Origin of the sequence: Acidovorax sp. ST3 (genome assembly GCF_003231145.1) — a bacterium.
Classification (GTDB): domain Bacteria; phylum Pseudomonadota; class Gammaproteobacteria; order Burkholderiales; family Burkholderiaceae_C; genus Acidovorax.
The window spans coordinates 1-647 of sequence record NZ_QKVP01000061.1 but is presented as its reverse complement, the minus strand read 5'-3'; the positions used below and the strand labels follow the sequence as shown (position 1 = coordinate 647).

Annotated in this window: 2 pseudogenes; both read left to right on the top strand. The window is 63.7% G+C overall.

Going from position 1 to position 647, the window contains the following annotated elements:
- Window positions 1-337 (top strand): annotated as a pseudogene (locus DNK89_RS23540) (branched-chain amino acid ABC transporter permease); the annotation flags it as partial.
- Window positions 334-647 (top strand): annotated as a pseudogene (locus DNK89_RS23535) (hypothetical protein); the annotation flags it as partial. The pseudogenes DNK89_RS23540 and DNK89_RS23535, both read left to right, overlap by 4 nt.

The window sequence follows — 647 nt, the reverse complement described above, 5'->3', positions numbered from 1 at the left end:
GGCGCAGGCCTTCGCCATTCCGGTGGAGCGGGTCTATGCCGGCGTCTTTGCGCTTGGAGCCATGCTGGCGGCATTCGCCGCGGTGCTGATCGTGCCGATCAGCCAGGCGCACTACCTGATGGGACAGGATCCGCTGCTGCTGTCGTTCATCGTCGTCATCATCGGCGGCCTTGGCTCGCTGCGCGGCACCGTGGTGGCGGCACTGCTGATCGGCTTGTCTGACGGCATCGTCTCGATGTTCTTCTCGCCGACGCTGGCCAAGCTCATCGCGACGCTGGTGGTTGCGATGGTGCTGGTTTTCCGACCGCAAGGCCTGTTCGGAACGGCGGCCCGATGACGGAAGCGTCAACGGCAAGGATCTATGGATTGCACGTGGCCGTGGTGGCGGTGCTGTTCGCATTGAACTTCCTGCTGCCCGACTATCACCATGGCCTGTTCGCACGCATCCTGGTGCTGGCAACCTTCGCCATGGGCTACAATCTTCTGTTCGGTTATGCCGGGCTGCTCAGCCTCGGCCACGCCATGTTCTTTGCCGCCGGGCTTTACGGCAGCGGACTGGCGATAACCTATCTCGGCCTTGGCGTCCTCTCGGCTTTCGTCACCGGCCTCGGCTGTGGAGCCGTTCTGGCGCTGGTGGTGGGTGTCCT